The sequence below is a fragment of the Dethiosulfatibacter sp. genome (genome assembly GCF_983023055.1).
Window position 1 is genome coordinate 1 of sequence record NZ_CEZJXU010000206.1, and the last position, 4353, is coordinate 4353.

Genomic DNA, 4353 nt, shown 5'->3' on the forward strand with positions numbered 1-4353 from the left:
TATGGATTTACTGTCAGATGAAAGGCAACCTGCACCATAACACAGGTTTATGGTATGGGTATATTTCTTTAAGTTGTCATTAAAAGCTATGGATATCTTTTTCAATTCTTCTGCACTTTTAATTGTTTTCGACATTGACAGCATCTCCTTTCATATAGGTATTGAGTATTTTTTCAACCTTTGTTGGATTAAGCTGTTTGTACACCTTGTCGTTTATCAGGATGGCAGGGGCCAGGCCGCAGGCTCCTATGCATCGCATTACCTGAAGTGAAAAAAGTCCATCATCACTGGTCTCTCCAACGTCTATACCTGTCATTTCCTTGATTTTCTCAAGGACCTTTTTGCCGCCTCTGACATAGCAGGCTGTGCCTAGACAGACACTTATCATATATTCACCTTTGGGTTGTGTGGAAAAGAAAGAATAGAAGGAAACTACGCCAGACACCCTTGAATAGGGTATGTCCATTTCCCGGGAAATGTACTTTTCTACCTCCATGGGAATGAATCCGAAAATAACCTGTGCCATGTGAAGAATCTGTATGAGGTTGTTTTCATTTGCTTCGTAGTCGCTGATAACCTGTGCCAGAGTTTCGTACATTTTGTCTTCAGATAATTTAACCGTCATAAGTTTTACCTCCGAAAAATATTGTATTTCAAATATAAAAAAAGAAACTATGCTGTATCAACTTGGTGTGTGAAAAAATTGTCTTATTTAATTATACCTTACTGTGATGTTTCAATCAAATTCATTTTAGGGAAAGGGTGTTTACATAATGAATGTTCCTGAACGATGAAAAGCCAGCCCCAAAGGGCTGGCTTCATTGTTTATTTGAAAATATATTATATTGAAATCCTGTCAAGGTCAATGAGGTCGTAGTGGTTGATTATGTAAATGAGCTTGATTGGATAGTCAGGATCTGTTGCATATCCTGCACGTCTTATGGCAAAGGCTCCCAGTGTATAGTCATACATGATATCTCTGAATCCTGCGTATCTTTCCAATTCAAGGAGAAGTTTCTTGTGGTCAACCCAGCTTTCATAGGGGGAATCATATGCCCTGAAGTAGTCGTCCACCCTGAAGGAAACACCGTTGTATACTTCCCAGGTATTAACGATGACTGATCCATTTGAACCCGATCCCTTGATTCCGAATAGGTTGTTTGAGAAAGTACCCTTGTACTTGTCAACCGGTATGTACTGACCCCATCCTGTTTCAAGGATTGCCTGGGCTGTTTGAAGTGCGGCGGACATTCCTGTTTTCTTATAGGATTCTACAGCCATTTCAGAGGCGAATTCTTTAAACTCGGATTTCTCTGTTATAGGTTCTGAACTGTAGGTTTCTCCAAGAAATACCTCGAGGTTGACGGCCTCACTTTGAATACTTCTGCCGTCATAGTAGCCTTTGGCGAAGATGCTGATATCACCATCATCATATTCCGTCGGTGAATAGGTCAATTTGGAACCTGTATTGGTTTCTCCCAGGAGTTTTGTCGATCCTGTACTCAGATTTTTCAAATAGTATTCCACCCTGTCCAGGTCCACATTGCTGGCAATGGAAAGACTTGCATTTTTAGTCAATACCTGTCCTGGGCCAACTCCCTTGAGAAGCAGGTTGGGGCTTCCGTCCACAATCACTCTAACTGGAGCACTGTCGTGAAAATTTGAGGGAGATTCTTCTGCGTAGTTTGCAGTCAAGTGGTCAAGGTATATTGCGCCGTCGTCCCTTTCATCATATTCGATTTCAGCGATATATATATTCTTCATTGATATTGGATAGCTAACTCCGTAGGGGATTTCAGCAGTGACTTTCTTCCATCCCTGCCAGTCCACTTCCTCTGCAAAGTCTATCTTGTATATTTCTCCATTGGAATCAACTATCCTGCATCTCAGCCAATGATCGCTTTCATCTCCGTAAACCCACATGGAGAAGCTTGCAGGCTTGCCTTCTATTTTTCTTCCAGAGTCGCCGAACTCCATGAAGGTTATGGATTGGTCGTCGGGAATCATGGTGGTGAAATCGTAGGAGAGCTTTATTGATTGGCCCTCCTTGCTTCTGGAAGAGGTCGTCATTTCTCCCTGGGAATCATCGGGATACTGGGACAGTACCAGGCCGCCCAGATTGTCAAAATCATGGATGAGTTCTTCTTCTGTTATTGTCAGATCTTCATAAGCGATTGCACCAGTGTCTTTTACGCGAACTATGAGATCCATTTCTCCATCGAAACCGTCTTCCGTAGAAGGGAACCATTCATACCCTCCGTAAGGTTTTGATTTCAATAGTGTTTCCTTCCCGGTATCAGGATTTTTTATTATATATTGTGTTTCTGTAACATCGTAGTTTCTCTTTGCCATCAACGTCACAGGCTTGTTGATGGTTTTGCCGTCGTATACTCCTGAAAGGCTTAATGCTCTATCCACTTCCAATGTTACAGAGAGGTCTTCTCCTGAGTAGCTGTTTCCATCGGTGTCATAGGCTGTAGTTTTAATGATGTAGTTTCCAGCCTCTTCGAATGATGGTGTAAAGGTATAGCTGCCGTAAGGATCCCTTTCGCTGGTCTTTGTTATTTTTCCTGTTTTTACATGTTTGAATTCGTATATGACATATTCTGACAAAAAGTTGATATCAGGATTAAGGGTAATCTCGTCCTGGTGCTTGCTGTAATCCTTAATTTCAGGTAAATCAACTTTTGGGTCAACATCAATGCCTATGGATAAGGCATCTCCTGCAAGGAATTCACCTTCTTCATCATAAAGAACAACAGCAAGGACCTTGTCTTCCTGAGTACCTGTACTTGGTATAAAGGTGAAGGATGTATCTGAAATTTCTCCTCTGTCCTTCATAAATCCCGTGCCCGTTTCTCCGTCAATGAGAAGCAGGCGAATCTCACCATCAATATCCTTGTACTTGTCAGGAACATCAACATATATATCTGTCTTTCCAGTGATTATTTCGTTTTCTTCAAGGGAAACAATATTCAGATCATAGAATGATGCCACAGCGGATGTTTTTGATGAATCCACGGAGACAGTTCTGGTATCGCCGTCCCATGCAATGCCAATTCCCAAGGCGTTGCTTACAACTCTAAGGGGCACATAGGTACGATCATTTATGATTCGTGGTGCCACATCTATTATTTGATAGGATTCTCCCTGGTCGTATTGAACCAGCCTGCTGTCTATAATGAGCCTCAGGTGGTCCTCACCCTTGTCAACTGTAACCGTGCGGGTTTCTCCGTCCCAGCCCACTTCTGCTCCCAGTGCTTCTGCAACAAATCTTACGGGAATTAACGTCCGGTTGTCAACAATAACAGGTGCTGACAGTTCTGTAATATCATCACCGTCAACCACAAGATTTATATCTGTAGTTGTTGCACCAGCCACGAGATGCATAGGGGACTGGGGCAGGAATGCCAGCAGGGAAACCGTAAGGAATGTTGCCATGATTCTTTTAAACATAAATACCTCCTTTAAACATTATCCGCTAACGCGACATATACTTAATATCATAGCATAAAAAAACGTGGAAAACCACGAAGGATAAAGAATAAAAATATAAAAATAATGTTAAATTTTATTTAGTAAATGTATTTTGATAAATTAAGCTTTATTTATTTCCTGTAGAGATTATAATATAAAAGAAGGTGAAATTGTTAATAGCATGTTCTTTAATGATATTTTAATGGAAGCGTGATATATTAGTTGGGTGACTGGATTTAGTCACTGGAAGGTTTGAAATATATATTGGACAATATGGAGGTATTGATATGAAAAATAAAGCAGGCAGTATAATTGCAAGTATAATCTTGCTTGTCGTTGTAGGAGCGTTATTATACATGTTTTATCTGCAATCAGGAAGAATAAATAAGTTGCAGGTAAGTATAGATACATTGGAAGTTATCATAGATACTTTGGAAGAGGAAAAAATGTCCATGGAGGAGATAATGGAGGCCATGGAAGCTGATTTTACTGTAAAGAATGACGAAATTGGCAAATTGAACAGTAGAATAGAGATATTGAATGACAATGTAAATGATATTGCTATAATAAAGAAAATATTAGAGGATAATTATGAGTATTATGAAGATACGGTAATTCAGGACAAAAAAACAATATCTTTTCTGGACATGACCGATGATGAACTGAGGTTATATGATAGCTTCAAAGAAGAGTACAATGATGAAATGTTGAGGGCCGTCGAACCCTTTACTGTAATGAAGTTTTATCTTCACAGTAGCTATTTAAAGGATTATGAAACCCAATATGAATTATATAGAGAGTATGAAGAGGGCGGAATGAACTGGACCAAGGAAGAACATTTTAATATACCTGAAAGGGATAGAATGAAGGATTATG

The 4353-nt window shown here is 39.9% G+C and carries 2 protein-coding genes and 1 pseudogene; 1 reads left to right on the top strand and 2 read right to left on the bottom strand.

All coding sequences use genetic code 11. The features are described 5' to 3' along the window. Positions 1–118: 118 nt before the first annotated feature. Both AC3AX0_RS08095 and AC3AX0_RS08100 read right to left on the bottom strand, forming a co-directional pair. Positions 119–625: an NADH-quinone oxidoreductase subunit NuoE family protein gene (locus AC3AX0_RS08095; protein WP_487549793.1), complete on the bottom strand. Its 507-nt coding sequence runs from the start codon at positions 623–625 to the stop codon at positions 119–121. A 215-nt stretch (positions 626–840) separates the two neighbouring features. Then, entirely contained in the window at positions 841–3456 is a 2616-nt protein-coding gene (locus AC3AX0_RS08100) for a stalk domain-containing protein (RefSeq protein WP_487549794.1), read from the bottom strand. A 308-nt stretch (positions 3457–3764) separates the two neighbouring features. On the opposite strand from AC3AX0_RS08100, the pseudogene AC3AX0_RS08105 reads away from it, so the two are divergent. Then, positions 3765–4353 (top strand): annotated as a pseudogene (locus AC3AX0_RS08105) (hypothetical protein); the annotation flags it as partial.

Bases quoted from the DNA above. Each gene is read 5' to 3' on its own strand.
- AC3AX0_RS08095 (WP_487549793.1), bottom strand. From the start codon at position 625: ATGACGGTTAAATTATCTGAAGACAAAATGTACGAAACTCTGGCACAG.
- AC3AX0_RS08100 (WP_487549794.1), bottom strand. From the start codon at position 3,456: ATGTTTAAAAGAATCATGGCAACATTCCTTACGGTTTCCCTGCTGGCA.